Source organism: Paenibacillus sp. Y568 (assembly GCF_059445545.1).
Genome location: NZ_JCAIUM010000004.1, coordinates 168,132 through 193,588, shown reverse-complemented (window position 1 = coordinate 193,588; position 25,457 = coordinate 168,132). Strand labels below are relative to the sequence as shown.

Annotated in this window: 24 protein-coding genes; 13 read left to right on the top strand and 11 right to left on the bottom strand. The window is 39.4% G+C overall.

The window, feature by feature from the left end; all coding sequences use genetic code 11:
• Positions 1-60 precede the first annotated feature (60 nt).
• Both AC1D7X_RS07800 and AC1D7X_RS07795 read left to right on the top strand, forming a co-directional pair.
• A complete protein-coding gene (locus AC1D7X_RS07800) occupies positions 61-990 on the top strand; it encodes a hypothetical protein (protein ID WP_495455127.1) in 930 nt (309 codons plus the stop codon).
• Between the two features lie 73 nt (positions 991-1,063).
• Positions 1,064-1,303 carry an NHLP leader peptide family RiPP precursor gene (locus AC1D7X_RS07795; protein WP_495455126.1) on the top strand — a complete coding sequence of 80 codons (240 nt, stop codon included), beginning with the start codon at positions 1,064-1,066 and terminating at the stop codon, positions 1,301-1,303.
• Positions 1,304-1,382: 79 nt separating this feature from the next.
• On the opposite strand, the gene AC1D7X_RS07790 is transcribed toward AC1D7X_RS07795, so the two are convergent.
• Positions 1,383-3,281 carry an ATP-binding protein gene (locus tag AC1D7X_RS07790; RefSeq protein WP_495455125.1) on the bottom strand — a complete coding sequence of 633 codons (1,899 nt, stop codon included), beginning with the start codon at positions 3,279-3,281 and terminating at the stop codon, positions 1,383-1,385.
• Between the two features lie 303 nt (positions 3,282-3,584).
• On the opposite strand from AC1D7X_RS07790, the gene AC1D7X_RS07785 reads away from it, so the two are divergent.
• Positions 3,585-3,773, top strand: coding sequence for a hypothetical protein (locus AC1D7X_RS07785; protein ID WP_495474957.1), 189 nt, complete (start codon positions 3,585-3,587; stop codon positions 3,771-3,773).
• A 112-nt stretch (positions 3,774-3,885) separates the two neighbouring features.
• On the opposite strand, the gene moaA is transcribed toward AC1D7X_RS07785, so the two are convergent.
• From moaA to AC1D7X_RS07765, 4 genes are all read right to left on the bottom strand, one after another.
• Positions 3,886-4,899 carry a GTP 3',8-cyclase MoaA gene (gene moaA / locus AC1D7X_RS07780; RefSeq protein ID WP_495455123.1) on the bottom strand — a complete coding sequence of 338 codons (1,014 nt, stop codon included), beginning with the start codon at positions 4,897-4,899 and terminating at the stop codon, positions 3,886-3,888.
• Positions 4,900-5,622: 723 nt separating this feature from the next.
• A complete protein-coding gene (locus AC1D7X_RS07775) occupies positions 5,623-8,058 on the bottom strand; it encodes a glycoside hydrolase family 94 protein (protein ID WP_495455122.1) in 2,436 nt (811 codons plus the stop codon).
• 129 nt (positions 8,059-8,187) lie between these two features.
• A complete protein-coding gene (locus tag AC1D7X_RS07770) occupies positions 8,188-9,252 on the bottom strand; it encodes a LacI family DNA-binding transcriptional regulator (RefSeq protein WP_495455121.1) in 1,065 nt (354 codons plus the stop codon).
• Between the two features lie 182 nt (positions 9,253-9,434).
• Positions 9,435-11,615, bottom strand: coding sequence for a glycoside hydrolase family 52 protein (locus tag AC1D7X_RS07765; RefSeq protein ID WP_495474956.1), 2,181 nt, complete (start codon positions 11,613-11,615; stop codon positions 9,435-9,437).
• Positions 11,616-11,792: 177 nt separating this feature from the next.
• Between AC1D7X_RS07765 and AC1D7X_RS07760 the strand changes: the two genes are divergently transcribed.
• The 4 genes from AC1D7X_RS07760 to AC1D7X_RS07745 all read left to right on the top strand — a co-directional run bounded on the left by AC1D7X_RS07760 (position 11,793) and on the right by AC1D7X_RS07745 (position 15,455).
• Positions 11,793-12,707, top strand: coding sequence for an AraC family transcriptional regulator (locus AC1D7X_RS07760; protein WP_495474955.1), 915 nt, complete (start codon positions 11,793-11,795; stop codon positions 12,705-12,707).
• A gap of 108 nt (positions 12,708-12,815) precedes the next feature.
• Complete coding sequence (locus tag AC1D7X_RS07755) at positions 12,816-13,505, top strand: GntR family transcriptional regulator (protein ID WP_495474954.1); 690 nt, start codon at positions 12,816-12,818, stop codon at positions 13,503-13,505.
• Between the two features lie 7 nt (positions 13,506-13,512).
• A complete protein-coding gene (uxuA, locus tag AC1D7X_RS07750; protein WP_495474953.1) occupies positions 13,513-14,601 on the top strand; it encodes a mannonate dehydratase in 1,089 nt (362 codons plus the stop codon).
• Positions 14,598-15,455: an SDR family oxidoreductase gene (locus AC1D7X_RS07745; RefSeq protein ID WP_495474952.1), complete on the top strand. Its 858-nt coding sequence runs from the start codon at positions 14,598-14,600 to the stop codon at positions 15,453-15,455. Before uxuA ends, AC1D7X_RS07745 begins: the two co-directional genes overlap by 4 nt.
• Positions 15,456-15,504: 49 nt before the next feature.
• Here AC1D7X_RS07745 and AC1D7X_RS07740 read toward each other — a convergent pair whose 3' ends face one another.
• Positions 15,505-16,056 (bottom strand): glutathione peroxidase, encoded by a 552-nt coding sequence (locus tag AC1D7X_RS07740; RefSeq protein WP_495474951.1) that lies wholly within the window; start codon positions 16,054-16,056, stop codon positions 15,505-15,507.
• Positions 16,057-16,186: 130 nt separating this feature from the next.
• The gene (locus tag AC1D7X_RS07735; RefSeq protein ID WP_495474950.1) at positions 16,187-16,813 is read right to left on the bottom strand and encodes a TraX family protein; all 627 of its coding nucleotides are present in this window, start codon (positions 16,811-16,813) and stop codon (positions 16,187-16,189) included.
• Between the two features lie 221 nt (positions 16,814-17,034).
• Between AC1D7X_RS07735 and AC1D7X_RS07730 the strand changes: the two genes are divergently transcribed.
• Positions 17,035-17,433 (top strand): hypothetical protein, encoded by a 399-nt coding sequence (locus AC1D7X_RS07730; RefSeq protein ID WP_495455113.1) that lies wholly within the window; start codon positions 17,035-17,037, stop codon positions 17,431-17,433.
• A 79-nt stretch (positions 17,434-17,512) separates the two neighbouring features.
• Here the strand turns inward: AC1D7X_RS07730 and AC1D7X_RS07725 are convergent, their stop codons facing one another.
• Positions 17,513-17,707 carry a hypothetical protein gene (locus AC1D7X_RS07725; protein WP_495474949.1) on the bottom strand — a complete coding sequence of 65 codons (195 nt, stop codon included), beginning with the start codon at positions 17,705-17,707 and terminating at the stop codon, positions 17,513-17,515.
• Between the two features lie 255 nt (positions 17,708-17,962).
• Between AC1D7X_RS07725 and AC1D7X_RS07720 the strand changes: the two genes are divergently transcribed.
• From AC1D7X_RS07720 to yhbH, 5 genes are all read left to right on the top strand, one after another.
• Positions 17,963-18,496: a putative ABC transporter permease gene (locus tag AC1D7X_RS07720; RefSeq protein WP_495474948.1), complete on the top strand. Its 534-nt coding sequence runs from the start codon at positions 17,963-17,965 to the stop codon at positions 18,494-18,496.
• A gap of 84 nt (positions 18,497-18,580) precedes the next feature.
• Positions 18,581-19,510 carry an L-lactate dehydrogenase gene (locus AC1D7X_RS07715; RefSeq protein WP_495474947.1) on the top strand — a complete coding sequence of 310 codons (930 nt, stop codon included), beginning with the start codon at positions 18,581-18,583 and terminating at the stop codon, positions 19,508-19,510.
• Positions 19,511-19,689: 179 nt separating this feature from the next.
• Positions 19,690-20,388: a hypothetical protein gene (locus AC1D7X_RS07710; protein WP_495474946.1), complete on the top strand. Its 699-nt coding sequence runs from the start codon at positions 19,690-19,692 to the stop codon at positions 20,386-20,388.
• 74 nt (positions 20,389-20,462) lie between these two features.
• Complete coding sequence (locus AC1D7X_RS07705) at positions 20,463-21,719, top strand: polysaccharide deacetylase family protein (RefSeq protein WP_495474945.1); 1,257 nt, start codon at positions 20,463-20,465, stop codon at positions 21,717-21,719.
• Between the two features lie 441 nt (positions 21,720-22,160).
• Entirely contained in the window at positions 22,161-23,321 is a 1,161-nt protein-coding gene (yhbH, locus tag AC1D7X_RS07700) for a sporulation protein YhbH (protein WP_495474944.1), read from the top strand.
• A 117-nt stretch (positions 23,322-23,438) separates the two neighbouring features.
• On the opposite strand, the gene AC1D7X_RS07695 is transcribed toward yhbH, so the two are convergent.
• From AC1D7X_RS07695 to AC1D7X_RS07685, 3 genes are all read right to left on the bottom strand, one after another.
• Positions 23,439-23,789, bottom strand: a complete 351-nt coding sequence (locus AC1D7X_RS07695) for a hypothetical protein (protein WP_495475016.1) — start codon at positions 23,787-23,789, stop codon at positions 23,439-23,441.
• A gap of 93 nt (positions 23,790-23,882) precedes the next feature.
• Positions 23,883-24,386, bottom strand: coding sequence for a CYTH domain-containing protein (locus AC1D7X_RS07690; RefSeq protein WP_495455106.1), 504 nt, complete (start codon positions 24,384-24,386; stop codon positions 23,883-23,885).
• A gap of 3 nt (positions 24,387-24,389) precedes the next feature.
• The gene (locus AC1D7X_RS07685) at positions 24,390-25,352 is read right to left on the bottom strand and encodes a 3'-5' exoribonuclease YhaM family protein (protein WP_495474943.1); all 963 of its coding nucleotides are present in this window, start codon (positions 25,350-25,352) and stop codon (positions 24,390-24,392) included.
• Positions 25,353-25,457: the final 105 nt, after the last annotated feature.

Genomic DNA, 25,457 nt, shown 5'->3' with positions numbered 1-25,457 from the left:
TCTCACCCTTAGAATCTGCAGCGTGATACTAAAAAATTCTACTAATTAGGTGATCATCCCATGCAGTGGTACACAGATTTCGAAAAAGAAATAGCACAAGTATTTAACGAATCACACCGTATCATATCTACCTTCCCACCTCCGCTTAATCACAAAGGGCTCTCTTACTTAAATAAGTTTGATGCACGCCACGAAGATAGCTCAAAGAATTACATTTGTTACCTTTTACCTTTCTGGTTGAAGGAATTAACCCAACTTCCGAAGGAAGACTATGTTCAACTATCTGTGGGTAATGTATTTGCCATGTTATACTTCTTCATTCAAGATGACATCATGGATAGTACAACCAAGCTAGATCGAGATCAAATACCACTTGCCAATTTACTTCAATTGCAGTTCCTCGAAATTTACATATCCTATTTCCCTTCTGATTCTCCATTCTGGCTCTACTTCCATCAATACATCACAGAATGGGCAGATAGTGTCTCCAATGAAGATCAGCAAGATTACTTTCAAACAAATATATTATGGATAGCTAGAAAAGCTAGTCCTCTCAAGTTATCAAGCACAGGTGCACTAATCCTTTCAGGGCAATCAGATCTAATTCCCATAGTTTCAGATTTCATCGATCACGTCTTAACAACCTTACAAATGGCGGATGACTGGGTTGATTGGAAGGAAGATTGGGAGGAAGGAAACTATAACGGGTTATTATCTATGATTAGAGCGGAGAATGACCAAGGAGAACCTTTAAGTGTTGAGAAGATTAAGAATGCGATCTTTGTGCGCAATGTTATGAAACGGTATTCAGATATTGCTCGAAGTAATCATACATATATTCAACGGTTGGCTTTCGACATTCCTTACCTTACCTCATTCCATGAAACGCTCGTTAATCACTTAAGGCAAGACTCAGACACGATCGAAGAGAATCGATTATTGAGAGAAAAGGGGGGATTAGAGTACTGGTTGTCAAAAAATATAAATTAATGTAGATTTATATCATTATCCATGGTATTCTTGATAAGTAAATAATAACCATTTATTTGAAAGGGTGATTCTATTGACACAGCAGGCTCTCCTTCAAACACAAGTCATTAATAAAGCATGGGAGGATCCAAGTTTCAAAGCACTACTGTTATCGGATCCTAAAAAAGCCATCAAAGAAGCACTTGGGGTTATCATTCCAGAACACATCAAGCTTAGATTGGTAGAGGAGTCATCCGATGTATTCTATCTAGTGCTTCCTTCTAGCCCAACCGGAACAAGTCCGGATGACATTCAAACAAAAGCAATTTGGTAATCCTATTACCATCTACTTCATAGATTACTGCTAAAGGGTTGGGATCCGTACGTCATCCGATATTCCCTCTATCAAAGATTTACTCTGAGATAGAAGGAAACGTGATAATCGTCTCTGTCCCAACCCCTTTCTGACTAATAAAATGAATTTTACCTTGCATCGCTTCAATAATTCGAAAGGTTACCATTAATCCTAAACCTGTCCCTTTCGTTTTGTTCGAGAAATAGGGTTCTCCCAATCTCGTTAGTTCTTCCTCGTTCATTCCTTCTCCATTATCTTGAATATGAATAACGATAATGGAGCTATCTCTATATGCCCATATTTTAACATGACCTTCCTGATGCCACGACTCAATACTATTCTTAATGATGTTTATAAGAGCCTGCTTAAATTTAGATGAATTCCCCCTAATCATGAGGTTTCGAGGTATATTCACGATGATTTCTCCACCCGAGAGGTTAGCTAGTGGCAATAGAATTCCTTCAATATGTATTAACTCATCCCGAATATTAAGCACACTAATGTGATCCAATTCTGGTTTAGCAAATGTCAGGAAATCCGTAATAATATTCGAAGCACTATCCAACTCTTCCAGTGCCAGATTCAAATATTCTTGTTGCTTCTCTTGTTCACACTTTTTTGTCAATAATTGGAGGAATCCTCTTGTAACCTGTAACGGGTTCCTTACTTCATGTGCCACTGATGCAGCTAGCTCACCAATGATCTCTATCTTCTCAGAACGTTGCAATTCATTATTAAATAACTCTAATTCCTTTGAATATTTAACAATCTGATTATGATTAATAGCAAATCTTCTGCCTATAATAATAATGAGTACAGTAACAAAACCTACAGCTCCCCACTTCCAAGCAAAAAAATCATAATTTTCTGATTCTGAATAAAAGTAGATCATCTCCAATAGGGAAGTGCCTACAAACAGGACCAGTCCTATAGACAGAATAGCAGCATCCTTATTACCTTTCATGGCATAAAGAATAGAGGTTATAACCAATAATACACACTGAACAATAATGACAGATCCTAATACTTTAACAGAAATAAAATAATAAAGTCCGACATATTCATCTGAAATCATCGAATTCAAGAACATACATAAGCAACAAAGGCTAGAATATCCAACCTGAAATCTACGGAAGTGTCGGATAACACCATAATACCCACCACCAAATATTCCCTCAAAAAAATACGTTAACGATGGTAATAACATAAACAATGCACAGTCAAAAAGAGTCGTATATAGCTCCCCATGCCCTCCATCTATTGAATATAAATAAGATGAATACGTAATCATCAATATACCTATCGTTAATATCACGATAGATAGAGCAATCCAGTTGGAGAGAAATGTTTTTCTCGTAAATAGAGAGCAAATCAGCATAACGAACGAGAGAAATATGAATGAACTACCTAAAATCATATCCATTAGATTTGTTTTAACAAACATTGGTAATAATTCAGAGTTATTGCCTAGAACGATCTGGTTATGAAATCCTATTCTCTGTTTATCACCTGATACCCCTATATATAATACCCCGTTAGAATCTGTTGTTCTTAAAGGAATCATAATCTTATTCTGTTCATAATTATAAGTTCGCTGTGACTCATATAGGATAGTGTCACTCGTTCTGACCACAATATGTCGGCCATAGATGGTTTTGAGCAATAATGTGGGTGTATGCAAATTCATCTTGGGCAGTTGAATTTTGAACCAGGCAGAGGAATTAGAATTAGGTTTAGTAGGTAAGGGCTGTTTAGAATTAGTATCCATCCAGCCTTCAGGTTGTTCTAAGATTGAATCTCGTGCTGTTAAGTCGTCCTCTAAGGTCCATTTAATCTGCCACTCTGAAATCATCTGTGTACTCGTATTCTTCAGTTCTCCGTAAGATGTTGTGTTAAAAATACAAGAGATCAATATCAATACAACTATAATGGCTATCAGTTTGGGTACAAACTTCATAATAAGTGGCACCTCAAGAATTAAATTTTAAAAGTGGTAAATTAATAATTATGTATACATTCTATATATTTATACAATAAACCTTCTCTATGTCATGATTTTCAAAAAATAAATCACGTGATTTTTTGAATCGTGGATTGTTTCAGTAAAAAGGGTGTAACTTTAAGCTTCTCTCGGAAAATGATGATTGATATCTCTTACACATAACTTTCGAATGACTAGGAGGGAAAAAGGAGGTTATCCTAATGAATGATTCTACACGTAGTGTCGTAAAAAATGGTCATCCCTGAAGATGATATTAGAGTGAATCAGATTGAATCGGAGAATGAAGAATTGGTATTGAATGAGACGACCGCTCTCGAAGATGTTCCAGATGCCGATGATATCCAAATGAACAGTCCTATCGATCCAGCTGCGCCTCCAATTGAAGTTGTGCATGGCACGGATCTATTGAATGGATACGATGGTGACATTACTGAAGACAAAGAATGATACATTTGATTTACCTATATAAGAACAGAATAAATAGGGTGGATCGTAACCAACATGACAAAACTGGTTAACGATCCACCCTATTTAACTCAAAGATGTGTCCAAGTGAGCTCTAACCACCGATTCGTGACATTTCAACTTTATGACCCTCCTCGTTATGATTACTGCTTTTACCTCTATCTATCGAATACCGATCATGTCGGTTATACCATATATCCATGAGAACAGATGTAATCTCCTCATCTGAAGCACCTGAACGAAGGAGGGGTAGCAATTCATATCCTTTGCTAGCGAATAGACAAGTATATAACGTCCCATCAGCGGATAATCGTGCTCTTGTACAGGTAGAGCAAAATGCATCACTTACGGATGAGATAATACCTATTTCTCCTTTTCCATCTAGAAAACGATAGCGTGAAGCAACTTCCCCCGAATAATTAGGATCTAACGGTTCTAATGGCCACTCTGAATGGATTCGGTCTAACATTTCTTTCTTGCTAACCACTTGGTCCCAGTTCCAACCATTCGTATTACCAACATCCATATATTCGATTAAGCGAAGAATATGCCCCTTCACTCGGAAGTAATCCACCATAGACAGAATGGATTCATCATTTACCCCTTTTTGTACTACCATGTTTACTTTGACCTTAAGTCCAGCTTCTGCTGCAGCTTCAATGCCATCAAGAATAGGTTGGACATGGGAACGCCCCCCATTCATTTGCATAAAGATATGATCATCTAAGGCATCCAAGCTTATAGCAATTCTCATTAACCCTGAATCTTTTAAGCGTTGAGCCTGTTTAGCCAGAAGGCTACCATTGGTCGTAAGCGCCACATCATGAATCTGTGGAATGTGAGATACACCCTCAATAATCTCCGACAAATCTTTACGAAGTAGTGGTTCTCCACCTGTAATTCGTATTTTTTCAACTCCAAGAGCAGTAAATATTCGTGCTAATCGTATAATCTCATCTACGCTCAGAATATCTTTCTTAGGTAGATAAGCATAATTATTATCAAATATCTCTTCAGGCATACAGTATCTACACCGAAAATTACATCTGTCTGTTACCGATATCCGTAAATCTCTAAGGCCTCGATTGTATTGGTCCTGTATCTGCATGTTATCAACTCCATTAAGGTCTACTTCTATAATACCAGCCTATCTATACTTATTATAAACGATGGATAAGGAAGTGAGCTCATAATGTTTCTGTTATTCTTAATTATACGTACTGATGCCGCTACGATAACGGATTGTCCTTACGATCGTTGTTGCCCTCAGATTTCTTGATTATATAACCTCAATAGCGGTTGAAATCCGATGGCAGTATTGGCTTACGAGGTAGCTTTCCTACGGAAAGCTTGTAGGCGAACGCTACCGCTTCTTCAGGACAATTCCGTTCTCTTCGCTACTTCGGCATAGTTCATTAATTCTGAATGCACTCAGTGCTATTCACTATTAATTATTATCAAACCCTTATCAACTACTGTCTAATACTCGTCTCCCATAAAATATTGACTTTGTAGAGTCTGAGCCAATAAAATATGCCATGAGGCCTCTATGGTGCATACCAATTATCCCATAGAGAAAGACGGCTACATCGTACCTGTGTTTATTCTTTAATTCACTATTTTCGAAATTAATTTTCTTACTTACGCGGACCTTGCGTTAAAAGGTTTTACTTTTATTTTGTGGGTGCAACGTAAAAGCCACGTATGTTTCTTATATCAAAAAACCATCTTTCGCACAAATATATTGTGCAAAAGATGGTTTAAATTCAATTTATTGAAGGTAGCGGAATCCTTCATAAATCTTTGAAGATTTTATAATAATGAAAGAGTACTAACCTAGAACAACTTCCACTTGGTGAGACTTACCGTCTCCGATAACTGGAAGGATGTTACCTTCGATTTGTTTACCATCCACAGTAACAGAAGCAACGCCTTTAGTTACATGGTTTGGATTGGTAATGTTAATCACGAAAGTATCTCCACGGAACACACGAGTGATGCTGAAGCCATCCCAAGCGGTTGGAATACAAGGGTTTACTCTTAATCCATCATATTCTGGTTGAATACCAAGAATAGCTTGTGTAATCGCTACGAAGTTCCATGCTGCAGTACCTGTCAACCATGAGTTCTTCGCTTCACCTTGACGAACAGCATCTTTACCAGCGATCATTTGTGAGTATACATATGGCTCTGTACGGTGAACATCACTGATCTCTTCCAAGTATGCAGGAGCGATCTTCTTGTAAAGTTCAAATGCACGATCTCCGCGGCCAATTGTTGTCTCAGCCATCATAATCCAAGGATTGTTGTGGCAGAAAATACCTGCATTTTCTTTATATCCTGGTGGATATGAAGAGATTTCTCCAAGGTTAATATAATATTTGGAGTATGGTGGATTCTGAAGAACGATACCATATTTCGTATCCAATCTTTCCTCAACTGCATCCAATGCTTTCTTCGCTAATCCTTCTTCTACGCCAATACCAGCCATAACGCAGAATCCTTGTGGTTCAATGAAGATTTGTCCTTCTTCATTCTCTTTACTTCCGATTTTGTTACCATAATGGTCGTAAGCACGCAAGAACCACTCACCATCAAATCCATGTTCCAACGTCGTTGCACGCATCGTATCAATGTGTTTCTGTGCAATTGCAGCTTCTTCATCAAGACCTCTACGTTTGCATAGTTCCACGAAGTCTGGACCCGTAAAGACAAACAGACCTGCGATAAATACGGATTCTGCTGTACGTCCTTCAATGTTCTGAGTTGTTTGGTAAGGCTCATCTGGTACATTAGAGAAACAGTTTAGATTCAGGCAATCGTTCCAGTCTGCGCGACCAATAAGTGGCAAACCATGAGGACCCATGTTCTCAATAACGTGGTAGAAAGAACGTTTCAAGTGCTCGAACAAGCTTGCCGTGTTATTCGGATTGCTATCGAATGGTACCTCTTCATCAAGAATACTGAAATCTCCAGTTTCTTTAATATAAGCAGCGGTTCCAAGGATCAACCATAGTGGATCATCATTGAATCCACCACCGATTTCATTGTTACCTTGTTTCGTTAATGGTTGGTACTGATGATAAGCTCCGCCATTCTCAAATTGAGTAGACGCGATATCGATAATACGTTCTTTCGCACGTTCTGGAATCTGATGTACGAATCCAAGTAAATCTTGGTTAGAATCACGGAAGCCCATACCACGACCAATACCAGACTCAAAATACGATGCCGAACGTGACATGTTGAAGGTAACCATACATTGATATGGATTCCAAATGTTAACCATACGATCCAGTTTATCGTCACCACTGTTGATCGTATATTTCGAAAGAAGATCACTCCAGTAAGCTTGAAGTTCATCCATCGCTCTGTCTACATCTGATTCGTTCGCAAATTGCGCAATCATTGCTTCAGCGCGTGTTTTGTTGATGACATCCAGTGCTTCCCATTTCTCTTCTTCTGGGTTCTCAACATAACCAAGTATGAAGTTGTAGCTAATTTCTTCCCCTGGAGCAAGTTCAATTTCCATACAATGAGAAGCGATTGGAGACCAACCACTTGCAACAGAGTTGGAGGATTGTCCAGCAGCCACTACCTGTGGATTTTCTAGACCATTATATAGACCTAGGAAAGATTCACGATCTGTATCGAAGCCATCCATTGGACGGTTTGCAGAGAAGAATGCAAAATGATTACGACGTTCGCGATATTCTGTTTTGTGATAGATAACAGAGTCTTTCACTTCAACTTCACCAGTATTCAGGTTACGTTGGAAGTTCGTCATATCGTCGTAAGCATTCCACAAGCAGAATTCTACAAAGGAGAACAACTTCACTTTTTTCGTAGCATTAGATGTATTAGACACGGTTACTTTATGTACTTCACCGTTATAATTCAAAGGAACAAGTGCCAATTGGTTAACTCGAATTCCATTTCTTTCACCAGTGATTGAAGTATAACCAAGACCATGACGACATTCGTAGAAATCAAGATCTCTCTTTACTGGCATCCAACCTGGAGTCCAGAAATCTCCTTCGTCATAAAGATAGAAATAACGGCCACCGTTATCAACCGGAATATTATTATAGCGATAACGAGTCAATCTGCGGAGGCGTGCATCACGATAAAAAGAATAACCTCCTGATGTATTTGACATTAAGCCGAAAAATTTCTCATTCCCAAGATAGTTGATCCATGGATATGGGGTTTTAGGTGTGTTAATCACGTATTCTTTATTCTTATCATCGAAAAAACCGTACTTCATCTTACAAAACTCCTCTCAAAGTTAAAAGATTGTATAAACGCGTGTTTATTGCGCGTTGGATGAACCCTTTGTTAGGGACACCTTAGAATAGAGTGGCGAATAAATTGCTCTTAGAGCACGATATTCACCTTAATATGAAGAATCCAGTTTCCTGCAGGTCTCCCTAATCATTAACTGGGTTGTAAAACTAATCGTACTGAAGGAGGTACTTCCCTTCACGCACATGTCGACTAGACTATGTGCTGCCTTCTTAGACATCTCATATATAGGCAAGCTAACAGAAGTTAGGCTTGGATTCAGTTGAGAGGCTACGGGAATATCATCAAATCCGATCAGAGATAGATCTTCAGGAATCATAATACCCAGCTCTTTACACGCATCCATGGCTCCAAGAGCCATCTCATCATTGGCTGAAAAAATAGCCGTCGGCCAAGATGCCTTATCCCCTTGTAGTAACTTTTTAACCTCTTGATATGCCTTACCTCGTAAGAAATCCCCACTAAGGATAAATCTATCATCCACTTTTAATTCGTGCTTTACCATCGTAGTGACATAAGCATCATATCTCTGACGACCAGAGTAGGTATTCTGCCTACCGCTTATAAATGCGATATCTCGATGTCCCAAAGTAATCAAATGTTCGACTGCCCAGGCTGCACCCTCAAAGTCCTTAGAGTTAATAACCGCTAGGTTGTTACGATCCAATCGATTCTCAAGTAACTCTGCAATGTCATAGTCAATGAGTACAAAAGGAACGTCTAGATCAGCAATGACCCTAGCCATAGCCATATTATTCTCGGTCCCTACTATGATGCCTCCATCAATTCTTTTCTGCTGAAATGCTTGCTTCACCTTCAAGAAATCATCTTCTGAGAAAATCGTATGAATCAACACATAATATCCGATAGCGTTAGCCGTATCAACCAGTGCATCTACGAAAGGTGCAAAGTAATTATTCTGATAAATGCGGTTCGGATTGTGCTTCTCTGCTGTACTAACAACAAAGAGTCCAATCGTATTCGTACTCTTACCTGCTAATACTCTTGCAGAAGTGTTAGGTTCATATTGATACTCTTCAATAATCTTCATGATCTTCTCACGTGTCTTAGCTGGCACGTTAGAATAATTGTTAATGACACGGGATACTGTGCTTCTAGACACCCCGGCGAGTTTGGCGATATCTTCGCTACGCATAATAACCCTCTTTTACTGTGAAAGCGTGTTTATTCCACAATTGTAACCGCATTAATCAAATAATACAATCAAAAGGTTTGTGAATAATTAATAAAAATAAGTCACCATGGTTTCTCCATTAGATTGGCCACTGTGACTTATTAAAATAATATCTCGTAAATAGTATATGTCACATGAGTATACTATTGGACTAGACGGTTGCCTTTACCTTCGAACAACCATAGAATCGCAGTAACCCCACGTGGATAATACTTGCTTCCCTCTATTAACCCATTTAAGATTTGATCACTCCAGCACCAATAAGATAATTCTGGATGTAGTAGCCATTCTACATGTGCTGCATCAGCCACTACCCCACTCTCATCCCATGGAAGATCCATAATCTCTCTTGTAATAAATTGAGCCAAGTATATTTTGCTAAGCCATGAGTTATTGCTCGTGGAGGAAAGTTTCCAGGCACCATTGTCGAAGAGACAAGTCCCTTTCACAAGTACTGTTCTTAGATGTGTCTGTAATGCCTTCAGATATTGACTGTATCGTCCATTAATATCAAGTGCTTCTTCACACCCCATAAAGTATGGAAATACTAGACCTTCAATGGCTGAAATAATCTTGGAATCGTTATTCTCATCGATAACAGCTGGAATATAACCCTGTTCTGTCAGCTTCTCTGTAACTGATGCAGCACATTTATCCGCCTGTTCACCAGCTTCTTTAGATAAATGTGAGAGATCCTCTAGTGCGAATAACTGTTCAAGAGCCACATATATTGCCCAGCATTTGCCTGCCATATAAATATTGTTACGTGACTGTCCAAGGGAGACATCCAGACTATCATACGTTGTAATTTCTGTTCCACCCTCTGTACGACTGCTGTCCAGACCCATCATTCCGTTACGTTTCTCACGTTCTGGATGATCACGATTAAGCATACTCTGGAAGCATTCACGAATAACAGGTAACATTTTATCTTTGAATTCTTTATCCTGTGTCTGATCGATGTACACAAGAGCACAACAGAGCCAATTCACTAATTCCTCATGACTCATATAAGAGAAGCAACCATGAAGACCTGCCATTTCATAAACTGAATATTGTGAACGAGAGAAGGCATTTGCAATACCCATATCATGTGTAAATGTTAGTCCTCCTGGATAATCACGACGATCTCCAGGGAAGTTCACGTGATCTTCGTAGCTATAATTGGATACGAATAATTCAAGCTCGTTACGTACAGTCCATGGGTTCATCATCAACTCGAAGAATAACTGATCCGCTGTTAGATCTAGCGTATTCATCATCCGGTACTCCCCTTCATTGACAACCCAGATCGGTTCCCCAGCAGCATCTAGGAATTGTGTGCTTCCATAATAACTGTGAATAGCATGATCTAACATAAACGCTTGATCCTTCGATAATCTTGATGAGTCAATAGCACTAGCTGATTCACATGATGTTGTTAACTCTGAAAAGTTTTCTAGTGAATACTTCGCCACTTCCTCTATGTTGGAGAAATAACGTGTGTAATAGTACGAAGCATCGATCCCTGTTGTTACAATACCACCACGATAGAAGCAGACAGCAAATTTAAATGTCCGCTTCTCACCTGCTGGAACTTCCATCAGTAGTGCTGCTGTGTTACCAAGTCCGAAAGCCCTATTACTTGCTAGAGGTTCAGACAACACCTTGTCAATTGTAAAACCTTGAACAGCAATAATGCCAGGATCATTGGATACAATCGCTGTCATACGTCCCTGACCTACACCCGTAAGTTGTCCTTGTCCATCTCCTTGAATAAGCCGCATCGCACTATACGGATCACTTCCTTCATATCCGAAAAACGCTTTGCGAGAACCCTTACCTTCTGTATTATCAAGTGTAAGCTCAGCGAATACAGCAGGTACAATCGCTGCTTTCATTAACTCTGTATCAAGAGTTCCAGGCTCTGGAACCGATCGAACGGGGGAATAGATACTGAACGTCATATCCCCTGCATGCCACGTATCCACACCCGTCTTAAACTCCCTATAAATGTCATTCTCTTGGAATGTCGTAATGATAGGGTTCGGCGCTAGATATCCCCCGCCTACACGTTCATTATCACTGTCACTAACTTCATCCTTACCCATTTCTTCTTTCTTCTCTACGTCATATCTAGCACTCTCATCTTCTACACCTTCAAAGAAAGGAAGTGCCTCATAAGATTGTCCATCTTTTGACTGCATACCGATATATATATTCTGATCCGCTGGTTTACCAAGTTCGAGTCCAAGCCCACCCTTTTTTCCACGGAACCCCAAAGTAAAGCTAGCAAACGCACCTATTGGTGAGTGCTGTGCGTTAAAGAAAATGTTGTTGCTCATGATATTAAACCCCTTTCGTACCGTCAATGAAGTTAATAGACGTATATTAATTCTTATTCATCCTAGCATGACAAATAAAGCGTTACCATTGTCAAATCAATCATTTATTTACCCAAATCAAGCTGTATCAGCTATGATAAATTTAGTGCTGAATAATTAAAGTTGGAGGTAATCACCTTGGCATCTTCTTATCTCCCACCAGAAATGGGACAAAGTATTAGTGAAATTATGATTCCAGATATTCGAACGACCGTTAACTTAGTCGGTATGCATCTAAGACGTGTACATAGTCATTGGGAATATCCCGAGCATGTCCACCCACAATATGAAATTAATGTTGTTCTTGATGGAGAACAGTTTATGACAGTAGGAGGCCAAGATTATCTGCAACGTGCAGGTGATCTAATCTTACTCCGTCCGGGAGATACCCATTCCAGTCGAAGTGGTAATGACGCTCCCTTTAGTTATTTTTGCATTCATTTTGACATCGATGATCGCATATTTCTCTCTGTGCTTAGTCGTATGGAACAAGTATTATTTCGTAGTGACAGCCCCGTCACTCACCAAGTTCAGCCTGTCATGTCTAAATTAATTGATATCGTAAGCAATACCGAGAAGAAGACCATGGCTCATCACATGCAGTTACAATCTACGATCTTCGAGTTATTTGGTCATTTGTGGGAAGCTATATCCAATGAGGTCATCCATTTCTCTAGTTCTGCTTATGATAAAGTCGAACTCGCGCATCAGATTCGAAATCGAGTTCAGGGCCTCCTTAATCAGCATTTCAAACAAGAGGGAGCGCTTGAGCAGCATTATGGCATTGATGATATCGCCTCAGAACTTGGGATTAGCCCTTCTCACTGTAACCGTGTATTCCGACAAGTATTTAATCAATCCCCGCGGGCTTATTTATCTGAGCTAGTTCTTCATGAGGCTAAGTTGCTTCTTGCGAATCCACGGCTATCCATTCACGACATCGCTTCAATTCTTGGTTATCGAGATATAGCTCATTTCAGTAGACAATTTAAACGTTGGTCTCATATATCTCCAAGTGAATACCGAAGCTTAAGCACAGGAATTGAGTCCTGATTATGACGCAAAGAGCCATCATTTTATAGCTGTAAATTTTTACTACCATACTACCATACAAGTATGGTAGTATGGATTCATCCTCTTATAAGGAGTTGATTTGAATACGTGGATTTATATATGAAAGCGCAATCACTTTCTACCCGTGATGCTATCTATTTTGCACTAAGAGATCAAATTGTGTTATTAGAACTTCCACCGGGCACTAGTGTATCTGAGAAGGAAATCTCTATTAAGTTTAATGTGAGTAGGACCCCTGTAAGAGAGAGCTTCGTTAGACTGTCACAAGAAGGACTTCTAGAAATCTACCCTCAACGAGGTACGGTCATCTCACTCATTGATCTAGAGCTTGTAGAAGAAGCTCGCTTCATGCGTGAACAACTAGAAAAGGCCATTATCCGACTCGCATGCGATCATTTTCCTGATAACCAATTAATGCAGCTGAAGAGTAACCTAGATCAACAACAGTTATGTATAGAAGAACAGAATCATGTAAGAATGTTTGAGCTAGATGAAGCTTATCATCGTACGCTATTTGAAGGTTGCAATAAACTGAATACATGGGCAGTCATTCAACAAATGAACGTTCACTTAAATCGCACTCGAACGCTACGTTTGGCGGCCGATCATCACTGGGAGCAACTGTATAACCAACATCTCCACATGGTTCAGGTCATTCAAGAACATGATGCCGATCAAGCTGAACAGTTGATGAGTGACCATCTCCACCTGACGATTACCGATCAAGCGCTACTGAAAGAGAAGTTCCCGACTTATTTCAAAACTTTAATGAGGTGAATGATGTATGAAGATGGTTTTTCGATGGTTCGGTGATCATAACGATACCGTTTCACTCCAACAAATTAGACAAATTCCAGGTGTAGAAGGAATCGCTTGGGCCCTTCATGATGAGATTGCTGGTGATGAATGGCCTATGGATAAAATTCTGGCACTCAAAGAACAGGCTGACCAAGCTGGTCTACATATGCAAGTTGTCGAGAGTGTTAATATTCATGAAGATATTAAGCTCGGACTTCCAAGCCGGGACCTATATATTGATAATTATAAAAAGACGATTGCTAAATTAGCCCAAGTTGGAGTAAAGGTGATCTGCTACAATTTCATGCCTATCTTCGATTGGCTTCGCACCGATTTACATAAGGAAGCCAGCGATGGCTCAACAGCTCTTTTCTATGAGAAGAGCCGAATTCATAATCTTGATCCCTTCGAGCTCGTGAAGCATATCAACCAGAATTCAGAACTCACTATGCCGGGTTGGGAACCTGAGCGCTTACAACATCTTACTGGACTCTTCGAAGCTTACCGTGGTGTCACCGCTGACCATTTATGGGATAACGCTAAATATTTCTTAGACGAGATCATTCCATTCGCTGCCGAGCATGATATCCGAATGGCTATTCACCCGGATGATCCACCTTGGCCTATATTTGGATTACCACGAATTATTACTAGCCAAGAGAATATCCGTAAGTTCTTACAATTGCACGACAGCCCATATAACGGAGTTACACTATGCAGTGGTTCCCTTGGGGCTAATCCTGATAATGACATCATTGGGATGATCCACGAGTTCTCTGACCGTATTCCATTTGCACACATCCGGAATGTACGTGTCTTTGAGAATGGTGATTTCATTGAGACATCACATCGAACACAAGATGGAACGGTTGACATTGCAGGGATCGTTCAAGCGTATCATGAGAATCATTTCGAAGGTTATTGTAGACCCGATCATGGTCGACATATCTGGGATGAACAATGTAGACCTGGATACGGGTTATATGATCGTGCACTAGGGATCATGTACCTTTGGGGGCTCTGGGATGCTTATCACCAAGTTACATTACTCGAAGGAAAGAAGGTACAATCATGAGCCAACCCCTAACTATTCATCCATCTTTAAAAGACAAAGTCGTCGTCATTACAGGGGGAGCTGGCGTATTGTGTCGAGTTATGGCTCATGAGCTTGCACGCCAAGGTGCCGCTGTTGCCATTCTGAACCGCAACATTGAGAAAGGCCTTGAGGTTGTTGCAGAGATAGAATCAATCGGGGGAAAGGCTATCGCCGTATCGTGTGATGTGACCGATCCGAACAGCGTGCTTCTTGCTTCTGAACAGATCTTAGATCGCATCGGATCATGTGACATTCTAATTAACGGTGCTGGAGGAAATCATCCAAGCGCGAACACAACGAAGGAAATTTTCAATAGTGAGGATTTAAATAACCCTGATATCTCAACATTCTTTGATCTAAGTGTCACTGGATTCCGTAATGTACTCGATCTTAATTTCATCGGTAGCCTCATTCCAACACAAGTCTTTGCGAAACAAATGTTAGGCAAACAAGGGACCACAGTCATCAATATCTCTTCCATGAGTGCACCCTCTCCTATGACGAAGGTACCTGCTTACAGTGCGGCCAAAGCAGCGATTGATAACTTCACACAATGGCTAGCTGTCCACTTAGCTGAGAGCGGTATCCGAGTCAATGCTATAGCTCCAGGATTCTTCCTTACTCAACAGAATGCGAAACTTCTGAAGAATGAAGACGGAAGCTTAACCGATCGTTCACATAAAATTATAACGCATACTCCTATGCGTAGATTCGGTGAACCGAAGGATCTACTGGGTACGCTCCTCTGGTTAAGTGACGAGAATATGTCTGGATTTGTAACGGGTGCAACGATACCTGTGGATGGCGGCTTTATGGCTTATTCGGGCGTTTAAAAAAAATCCCGGAAGCTATATAAGCTTCTGGGACTTTATCAATATATTCTTATCTTTTCAATTCAGCTTCAATAGCAGGCTCTAAATCTAACGGATCAACAGGTGCCTCGAACCGATCCACTACTTCACCTTCTCGATTAATCAAAAACTTAGTGAAATTCCACTTAATATCGTTTCCTATTAATAGTTCTGGGTGCTTATCGTTCAGCATCGCATTCAACATTTTGGCTAAAGAATTATCCAGCTTAAAACCTTCAAACGGTGCTTGTGATGTTAAGTATGAGAATAACGGAATCTTCTCTTCACCACGCACGTTTACTTTCTCAAACAATGGGAACGTAACGCCATAATTTAACTGACAGAAAGTATGTACTTCTTCATTACTCCCTGATTCCTGATCAGCAAACTGATTACATGGGAATCCCAATATCACTAATCCTTGTTCTTCATACTTATTGTATAACTTCTGAAGATCAGCATATTGTGGTGTAAATCCACATCCACTGGCAGTATTCACTATCAATACTACTTTCCCTTTATATTGTTCAAGGCTCATTTCTACTCCGCTAATATCGTTAGCTCTAAATGAATGAATACTCATTATGCCATTCTCCTTTGATAAAAACGATGTGTCATGAATGAATCCACAATATACATTGCCCACAATTTAATTGTCAACTGTATATATCATATGCTGAATCTATCATCTCAGAAAAGTATTGTCAACCTCCCTACCATTCCGCCCATTTCCATATGGCTATCAGACTTAGATGAAGAGGATAGAACGATCGCCACACCCATTTACGTACAGTCACCGATTCAAGTCTAGCCCACAGTAATGGTCCATACACAATAATTAGAGTGGGTATTATACTGTACATTTGTAGGATGGAGTTGTTAGAGAACAAATACAAGATGTTCAGAAATACATGTGCAAACACTAATTCATGAGATGATAAATATCGGAACAATAAAATAAGGATAAGTCCATAAGCACCATAATCAAATGGAAACGTCTGCATCACAATTCCGAATAAAAGAATAATCGCTCCTGAAAGAATCTTAGAAGAAAGCCTATCTAGTATATTCAGAACTACAACAGCTATTAGTAATGTACCCACAACATTAAATCCTGTCGTATCAAATGCCAATTGATAGGGGACTTGAGATACCAATGCAATAATAAATAATCGAATTCCGTATTTCAGCTTATTCGCTGTATGTAGGTGTCCCTGCACCAAGGCATACACATAGATTGGAAAAGCTATTCTTCCAACTGTCCTCCACAGCATCTCGTCTGGAAAAAAAACATATCCAATGTGGTCGATAAGCATGGTTAGCATGGCGATCCACTGCATCACTTCACTCCTTCGGTCAGACTACTGAAATTCCCACTCTTATTCCATGTAGGAATTAATTAGCCCTCTTTTCTTCAGATTACCATAGTTAGGGTGTATCTTTCATGTCCTACCCCTCCAATGATAACGATCTCATTTTTCTAGAAATGGGCTTATTTGGGTTCACGTCATTATTAGCTCCTATCATACTAATAGAGTAACCAACAATCGGAGGGATACAAATGATAAACCAACCATTTCATCAGAAAATCATAACCCCAATATGCCTTCAACAACGTCTCGCTCAGCTTACGGGACATCTCGTAGAGATTAATGGCGCCAATCTAGGGCTAGAACCAGGAACATTACAACGGGTTTTTAAAAGAAATTTCATACAAGTCCAGCAGGAATTGTTCGTACCTACCAGTCTTAATTCCATCAGAGTCTTCGATATTAAAGCTCCGCGTCGAAATATACGTATTGGAATACGTACAACATTTCCAACAGGTAACGCTTTTAAGAATATGAGGCTGGTTCGGATCGGCAGCGATTTCATTGAAGTGCAAGCTAAAGGAACGAGTCCCTCCCGAATTCTGTTTCCCCTAAACAAGGTCGAAGGCATATTTCGGGTCACACGTTGACTCTTATAGAATTCGATTAGGCTTCTCAATAACAAATAAACAAGTACTATCTGGTAATGATACACGATTTCCCTTGTCATCAAATAAAGTCACTCGATGGCTCAATGCTTCCGTATAGCCCTCTTGGAGATAATGCCTGCTCAATTACATTCGAAGAAATATCGATCCCTATTGGATCAAGATGTGGCATTTCTTTCTCCATAAGATCAAGCAGAACGCCACCTCCTGGTCCAATATCTAATACTTTCTGTCCAACAACAAAGTCCAATAACACTTTCTTATAATCCAGGGGAAGGTGATTTCTTCAATACAGAATTCAATTAATTTCTCTGCCGCCTTCGCTTCCATCGTATTCATAAGTGGTTCGAAACTAATACGCCTTAGTTGTTCGATATGGTCATTATGATATACGAATAGAAATACTTTCATGAACTCAGTCAGCGTCTTTATTTCCTATTCCGTATAAAGTATACATGTCCAGCCATAATAAGGAATGCTCTCTACTCCACAATGAAGGATGATTACAGACATGTCTATTACAGCCCTACAGGAATTCACCTTTTATTTTCTAATCTATTCATTAGCAGGTTGGTTACTTGAGAATGTCTATAGTTGGTTTGTCGATGATCTATTCTGGAAACAAGGATTTCTCAAAGGCCCTTTCAAACCAATGTATGGTTTCGCTCCGCTCTTACTTTCTCTGACCTTGACTTGGCACCTCCACTGGAGCATTATTCTTATCCTTAGTCTGATTATACCTACAGCCATAGAATACATTAGCGGTGTTCTTCTTCAAAGTCTTTTTCAAAAAAGATGGTGGGATTATTCAGCACGCTCACTACAACTTCAAGGTCACGTCTGCCTGAAGTTTTCACTATACTGGTGTCCGTTGTCTTTATTTTGCTTATTCGGTCTTCACCCATGGGTAATGAATCTTTATACGCTTATGCTCCCATTGTGGAATTGGTTATTTCCAGTATTATCACTGTATATCTTGGCTGATGTTATATGGAGTAGCTATAGCTGGAAGTCAATATCTAAGAAGCGCTTAACAGCATCTTGATTACTCTCCTATGGTATAACTTCTAATGAATCTAACATTTTGTTACAATAAGTAGAAATATATCCCTTAAGGAGTGAATCTATTATGGCCAACCCATCCTATAAGCCAAGTCGAGTTGCTATTATTGGTACAGGGGCTGTAGGTACAACTACTGCTTATACATTACTTCTAAGACATCGCATGACTGAGTTAGTACTTATTGATGTTAATCACAAGAAAGCGTTGGGAGAGGCACTTGATATGAACCATGGTCTACCGTTCGTCGGAGGCGTTAAACTATGGGCTGGGGATTATGAGGATTGTGCCGATGCAGATATTATCATTGTTACTGCGGGGGCTTCCCAGAAACCTGGTGAGACACGAATTGATCTACTCAAACGAAATGTCGACATATTTAAAGATATCATTCAAAAGATAACAACGTACAACCAAAACGGTATCCTTCTTATTGCCACTAATCCCGTTGATATTTTAACTTATGTGTGTTGGAAGATTAGCGGCTGGAATCATCAGCGAGTCATTGGATCAGGTACATTACTCGATAGTGCCCGCTTTCGATACCTTATTGGCTCTCACAAAGAAATCGATCCGAGAAGTATTCACGGTCATATCATTGGTGAGCATGGTGATTCAGAATTACCCGTATGGAGTCTTGCTAATATTGCAGGTACCCCTCTTGATTTCAACGATGCGGAACAGAAGGAAATATTTGAAGATACCAAGAATGCTGCCTATGAAATTATCGATGCCAAAGGGTCTACTTCATATGCAATAGCGTTGGCTCTAGATCGAATCGTGTCCGCTATTCTTCTCAATGAAGGCGCCGTCCTCAGCGTGTCTGCTTTACTAGATAATTACAATGGCATATCCGATGTATATCTTGGAGTTCCAAGTATTGTAGATCGTTCTGGTGTTCGGCGAATACTCGATCTTCCTTTGAATAGAGATGAAAAGACTCTTTTTCAACAGTCAGCAATTAAGCTGAAGTCTGAAATCAGTAAGCTAAAAATATAGTCGTAATTCCCTATATTTTCACAAAAATACTTTGCAGGTTTTTTTATTGAGAAAACCCTAAATTTTTACACTATAAAAGCCGATAATATATTGTAAGAATTTTCTTGATTTAACATCTCTTCTGATACCTTATGAAAGATAAGAAGTAATATGAATCGACTTAAAGGGAGATGAATCTTGTGGCAAATAAAACCTATTCCACCAATAGAACAAGGGGATGGTTTAAAAATGTTTTAACGGCTCGCACCGAAGAAGACAATGATCCTATTCTCTTACAAGAGGGAACTGAAGAAGAATCTACGGGGATTAGTACTGATTCGTCAAAACTTGACTATGCCGTACTAGAGCAAGATAAAACAGCTTTGGATCTCGTTCTTGCAGTTGAGAACTTGTTGAATGAACGACAATTGTTCCAATTCAAGAGTAAAGATACAGAAGATCAACTATACAACGCAAATGAAATGACCAATCGCCTTAAGAATGAGTTAAGTAAGAGAGAACATCAGATTCTTGAGAAGGAAAAGGAATATAAAAGTCTTGAGGACAAGCTAACTAGCAAACAAATGAGCTATGACCAGCTCCTTGAAGATTATAAAGACTATCAGAGCACCTCAAATAGTGGAATAGAGAACTTGAAATTCCAATTAGAAAAAGAAAGAAATAAATATTTCCAACTCAGTGAAGAATTCTCCAAACATCAATATGACAGCATGCAAAAGACGAAGGAACTAGAAGAAAAATTAAGAGATTCCGAAGCAGAGAATTTAAAAATATCAAGTCAATATCAAAAGGTTATGGAAGAAAAGGCACAATTATTACAATCCGTCACCGATTTCACAGAACGCATGTCTTTCTCATTCTCACCTCCATCTGAATGATAATCTCTGCTTAATCCTGAAAGGAGGGGAACCCTATCCACTCTTACACTGAGAAATGGCTTGAGCTTCTGTCTGTGGATAAAGGAAATACTAATATCATTCATGTCAAATTTTCCTTTGACCAAACTGTTCTACTGCAATGGGAGCTTGATGCTTATACGGCAGATCATATTATAGCAATTACTGATGTATCGGAGAGAGTAAAATACAGATTATCCTTACAGTGTTACTTCAACGTAATCCATAATCATCACTATAGCTACATAACGAAATATGGTCATGGAGTTAGTGACAAGATCATGTTCCCATGTTCTGAGTCTTATTCAACAAAAATTTCATCATTAAGAGAAATTGAACGTCTGGATGCATTAAGTCTCACATCTTCATTCTCTATTCCACTTCAACAACATGTCACAGACCTTCAGGATGAAGAGCCTAATGAGTCGAATGGGATTACCCCTTTACAATTTAGCAGAAGATTGAAACCAACCTTAACTCGAGTACTCGTATCCACGATAATTATTGCACTGATCTCTTTCATATACGTCCCAGAGTATTCATATACAAGTGAGAAAGTATTTGCAAATGTTATAAATGTATCTCCCGAATTAACCCAACGAATCGATCTGGAACCTAAAGTAATAACTGAGAATAATGAATTAACATCTTCTACTCCTTTAGAAGAAAATTCCTTATCTTCAGTAAATGAGCCATCCGAGATTACGGTTATGTCACCTCCTTCCCCCCATGTAATTGACATGGATAAGGAGGTCAATTTTAAGGTACCTGTTGGATCCGTTTCCATCACTTTTGATGATGGTCCTTCCATTTATACCAAGGATATCGTCAATATATTAAAGCAGTATAACGTAGGGGGAACATTCTTTTTCGTAGGAACGCAAGTTCGTAAATTCCCTGAGGCTGTCAAGTACGTAGATGACAATGGGTTCTCCATAGGAAATCATTCAATGACTCATGCTAATTTGGCTGAATTATCTGCAACCAACCAGAAATATCAAATCGAGCAGACCAATCAACTAATTCAGAACATTATATCCAAGCCAGTTCTTCTGTTCAGACCACCCTATGGCTCAAGGGATGACACACTTGACCAGCTAGTATCTAATAACAACATGAAAATGGTTCTGTGGAATAGTGATCCCGAGGATTGGAATCATAGTAGTTCGCAAAGAGTATTGGATTACATTATTAGTACCAAATCATCTGGTTCTATTATTCTTTTACATGAATCGAAAGAAACATTAAAGGTATTACCCTTAATCATTGAATTCTTACAAAAACAACAACTTGAAGTTTCGAGTTTACTCTAATTAATAAGACTAATATCCAGGAGTATCACTAGAAATTGGCCGTTACGATAACAGATTAGCTTGAGCAGTTTAAATAAAGTAAATATACAATAAAGACTGCTGATTCATTCAGCAGTCTTTTATTTGTCTTATATTCTTTTTTCGCCCCAAAAGTTAGACAAGTAACGATTTAGTAATAGTTATAGGTCAGTTAGATTAATTTATCTCTATTATCTCGTCAGATTCATTCCACTTAATCTAATTCTATATTTTATACATCATGTTAGCCATCCAAGAAAAAGATTTCACCCTCAAATGTACTCTCCCCTTCACCCTCCAGCGCTATCGAATAGCGCTTCATATTTATTCCCTCCTGTCTATCACATAACCACTCTCCCCGTGAATATACTTACTTAATAACAGACCACACTGTGCCGTACAATCCAATGGGAGGTGTCTATCATGTCATCGTCGCCCCAGCCTTATTCGTTCGTTGTTTCTCGCGAGGATTGGTCTCTTCATCGAAAAGGTTACCAAGATCAAGTCCGTCATCAACAAAAAATACGCGATGTAATTAAGCAGAACTTGCCCGATCTGATTACCGAAGAGAATATCATCATGTCTGATGGAAAACAGATTATTAAAGTACCGATTCGAAGTCTAGACGAGTATCGCTTTATCTATAATTCCCAGAAACAGAAACACGTGGGGCAAGGGGATGGAGATAGCCAAGTTGGAGACGTACTTGGTCGTGAACCCGCACAGAAACCGGGTAAAGGAGATAAGGCAGGGGACCAGCCAGGACAGGATATTGTAGATGCTGAGATCAGTATTGAAGAAGTGGAGAACATGCTTTTTGAAGAGTTAGAGCTACCCCACTTACAACAGAAAGACAAGGAACAAATCGAGACACACAAAGTTATTTTTAATGATGTCCGTAAGAAGGGTATGATGTCCAATCTAGATAAAAAAAGAACCATCCTAGAGAACTTACGTCGTAACGCATCCGCGGGTAATCCAGGAATTCACGGAATCAATCCAGATGACCTTAGATACAAAACATGGGATGATGTTGTGGTTCCTGATTCCAATGCAGTCATCATTGCAATGATGGATACCTCTGGGTCTATGGGATCTTTTGAGAAATATTGCGCACGGAGCTTCTTCTTCTGGATGAACCGTTTCTTACGGAAACAATATGAGAATGTTGATATTGTATTCATCGCTCATCATACAGAAGCAAAAGAGGTAACAGAGAATGATTTCTTCACACGTGGAGAAAGTGGTGGTACGATCTGTTCATCCGCATACCAGAAAGCACTTGAAATTATCGATCAACGTTATCCCCCATCCAAATTCAATATCTACCCTTTCCATTTCTCTGATGGTGATAATCTGACGTCCGACAATGAACGCTGCGTAAAGCTGATTGGTGAGTTACTCAAAGTCAGCAACATGTTCGGCTACGGCGAAGTCAATCAATACAACCGGAGCAGTACCCTCATGTCAGCCTACCGCAACATTAAAATAGATCAATTCATGTATTACGTTATCAAAGAAAAAGGTGAAGTATATCAAGCACTGAAGACCTTTTTCCATAAGCGTGAAGGTGCACCTAGTTAATGATTATAAAATAACGCTCTTGTCCCTCCAATTTGGAGGAGCAAGAGCGTTATTTACGTTGTAGTCCATATTTAAGGATCCCAGTTCACTAGCATCCAGTATTTCGCATTACGATCTCTATGAGATCCGATTCACTTGCAGCAATGAAATTTTCTTAATGGATAGTGTATCTCTCACGGTGTCTTCTGAAATAACATTCAACTTAATAAGACTAGCAATCTTCGTAGGATCTGCTTTAGAAATCATCTTCCACACACTAGGATCGGGCAAAGCGGCATATAACTTGTTATCGTCATATTCCTTTCGCTCCTGAGAAACGATCTTCACATGGTAAGGACCCATTTGAAGCTCTGTCAGCTCTTGTTCCGTACAGTGATTGATGATGTCATTTCGTAGATCGCCTAATTCGTGTTCTATTTCTTTTTGCTTCTTTTTGAGTTGGAAATACCGTTTTACTTTCGTCTCCATCATTTCACGCCTCTCTCTTTTTAACATAGATATGCTGAGAGAGTCACTTTTATAACGAAATAGAACGCGTGAGAAATTGCGGTCTATCTCATCTTATTCAGAAAACTTTGCTTGAAGATCGATCCATACCTTCTTATTACTATACTGCTTCTCTGAGCTTATATCTTTACCGAACCAATCGGGTGCTACGAAGGCATTCGCTTCCTCTAAGGAATCAAATTCAACCTCAACTACCATCAGATCAATTTGGTCATAACAATCAATTTCAACAACCATACCTTCCCACACTGCCGTAATTCGGTTCTTCGTTAACGGAATCGCATCAAATGCTTGTACAATTTGATCATATATCCCCTCTGAGATGGAATATTCAATCTCCTCGCGAGCCAGACCATTGCCTTTCTTGAAGGTATGTGTGAATGACATCTCATTCGTTTCTAGGTCAATAATCCTCCGCACTCTCAATTCCTGATCCGTATCGAGCGCTATATACGTCTGCTCTATCCGGTGTTCTGAACGGAATTGCAGCTTCCCTTCACCTACTAACGATTCTGATATTTCAGGTAGTAGGAACTTACGTTCAATTTCTAAAGACATATGTTATAGCTCCTTCTTCATACGATAAATAGCTTTATTCTCTAATCCACGAATGAACGGCGTCCATTCCTCTGTCTCTGGTGTTGTATCGAGTGCATCCTCTACCATCTGTAGTTTGGCATCCATCGCATCAATGAAATGAAGGGCAACGGCTTCTGCCATTTGAGGTTGAACCGGACTTCCCCATTCACCCAAGTTGTGATGTGATAAGACCATATGTTGTAGACAGATCACTTTTTCAGAATGAAGATCAATATCACATCTTATTGCAGCTTCCGTAATCCAATTCGACGCCATGGAGATATGACCTAGCAACTTACCTTGAACACTATATTCTTTGACGATACCAAGCTCTGCTGTCAGTTCCTCCGTCTTCGCTATGTCATGAAGAATAATACCTGCTTTGATCAGCTCTGCATTTAAGAAAGGTCTCTGTTTGCAGATGAATTCTCCAAGTTCCAACATGCGTACCATATGATAAGAAAGTCCTGCGTAAAAGGCATGATGGTGCATTTTGGCAGCAGGATAATGCATTAATTTATCTTCTACTTTAGTAACGCAGAAGTTAACAATAGTACGCATCTCTTCATCTTGAATACTTTCCATTGTCTGCTTAATGGTATACATCAGATCTATAGGCTGAATCGGAGCCGCACGAATAAAATCAGTGATCGTCACACCATCTTCATCCGTGACCTTACGCATCTTCGAGATTTTGACCTGTAACCGTTCACGATAAGTGTGTGCGATGCCCTGAACCTTTACGAGATCCATAGGGAAAAATGTTTCTTTATCTGTTGCACTAGCATCCCAGAATTTAGCTGAGAGTTGACCACTGGAATCGCCCAGGACAATATCAAAGTAATCCTTCGGAGGAGTCCCGTTCGTCTGTTTGACTTCCAGCTCTTTCAATATATAAAAGCCAGTAAATTCATCCTGATTTGTTAACGTATTAATTAAAGTCATGTGTTTACCTCCAACATGAAATGAAACCATTGTATTTTTTTAACAATAATATATTCGTAACTAGTTTCTTATAACTAACTACAATAACATACTGAGCATTTCTGT

Bases quoted from the DNA above. Each gene is read 5' to 3' on its own strand.
- AC1D7X_RS07800 (WP_495455127.1), top strand. From the start codon at position 61: ATGCAGTGGTACACAGATTTCGAAAAAGAAATAGCACAAGTATTTAAC.
- AC1D7X_RS07790 (WP_495455125.1), bottom strand. From the start codon at position 3,281: ATGAAGTTTGTACCCAAACTGATAGCCATTATAGTTGTATTGATATTG.
- moaA (WP_495455123.1), bottom strand. From the start codon at position 4,899: ATGCAGATACAGGACCAATACAATCGAGGCCTTAGAGATTTACGGATA.
- AC1D7X_RS07775 (WP_495455122.1), bottom strand. From the start codon at position 8,058: ATGAAGTACGGTTTTTTCGATGATAAGAATAAAGAATACGTGATTAAC.
- AC1D7X_RS07770 (WP_495455121.1), bottom strand. From the start codon at position 9,252: ATGCGTAGCGAAGATATCGCCAAACTCGCCGGGGTGTCTAGAAGCACA.
- AC1D7X_RS07765 (WP_495474956.1), bottom strand. From the start codon at position 11,615: ATGAGCAACAACATTTTCTTTAACGCACAGCACTCACCAATAGGTGCG.
- uxuA (WP_495474953.1), top strand. From the start codon at position 13,513: ATGAAGATGGTTTTTCGATGGTTCGGTGATCATAACGATACCGTTTCA.
- AC1D7X_RS07745 (WP_495474952.1), top strand. From the start codon at position 14,598: ATGAGCCAACCCCTAACTATTCATCCATCTTTAAAAGACAAAGTCGTC.
- AC1D7X_RS07740 (WP_495474951.1), bottom strand. From the start codon at position 16,056: ATGAGTATTCATTCATTTAGAGCTAACGATATTAGCGGAGTAGAAATG.
- AC1D7X_RS07735 (WP_495474950.1), bottom strand. From the start codon at position 16,813: ATGCAGTGGATCGCCATGCTAACCATGCTTATCGACCACATTGGATAT.
- AC1D7X_RS07730 (WP_495455113.1), top strand. From the start codon at position 17,035: ATGATAAACCAACCATTTCATCAGAAAATCATAACCCCAATATGCCTT.
- AC1D7X_RS07720 (WP_495474948.1), top strand. From the start codon at position 17,963: ATGTCTATTACAGCCCTACAGGAATTCACCTTTTATTTTCTAATCTAT.
- AC1D7X_RS07715 (WP_495474947.1), top strand. From the start codon at position 18,581: ATGGCCAACCCATCCTATAAGCCAAGTCGAGTTGCTATTATTGGTACA.
- yhbH (WP_495474944.1), top strand. From the start codon at position 22,161: ATGTCATCGTCGCCCCAGCCTTATTCGTTCGTTGTTTCTCGCGAGGAT.
- AC1D7X_RS07695 (WP_495475016.1), bottom strand. From the start codon at position 23,789: ATGGAGACGAAAGTAAAACGGTATTTCCAACTCAAAAAGAAGCAAAAA.
- AC1D7X_RS07690 (WP_495455106.1), bottom strand. From the start codon at position 24,386: ATGTCTTTAGAAATTGAACGTAAGTTCCTACTACCTGAAATATCAGAA.
- AC1D7X_RS07685 (WP_495474943.1), bottom strand. From the start codon at position 25,352: ATGACTTTAATTAATACGTTAACAAATCAGGATGAATTTACTGGCTTT.